The organism is Citrobacter sp. Colony219 (genome assembly GCF_019382635.1).
GTDB lineage: Bacteria > Pseudomonadota > Gammaproteobacteria > Enterobacterales > Enterobacteriaceae > Citrobacter > Citrobacter youngae.
Genome location: NZ_CP080033.1, coordinates 4303914 through 4304259, shown reverse-complemented (window position 1 = coordinate 4304259; position 346 = coordinate 4303914). Strand labels below are relative to the sequence as shown.

The following is a 346-nucleotide window of genomic DNA, read 5'->3' as shown; positions in this document are numbered from 1 at the left end:
TATTTAAATCGCCATGGTTATCGCGGACTGTGTCGCTATAACTTGAACGGTTATTTTAATGTTCCTTACGGTAATTATAAAAAACCGTACTTCCCTGAAAACGAAATACGTGCATTTGCAGAAAAAGCAAAACGCGCGACGTTTATCTGCGCCAGTTATGACGAAACGCTGGCACTGCTGCAGACGGGTGATGTGGTTTATTGTGATCCGCCATATGACGGCACGTTTAACGGATATCACACCGCTGGTTTTACAGAGGATGATCAGTACCATCTGGCGTCTATTCTTGAACGCCGGTCATCAGAAGGCCATACGGTTATCGTGTCCAACAGCGATACGTCTCTGA

The 346-nt window shown here is 45.4% G+C and carries 1 protein-coding gene; it reads left to right on the top strand.

Features of this window, described 5'->3' with window-relative positions; translation table 11 throughout:
* Positions 1-346 (top strand): Dam family site-specific DNA-(adenine-N6)-methyltransferase (locus JTI85_RS21610; RefSeq protein WP_255574888.1); only part of this gene is annotated, 346 nt, incomplete at both ends.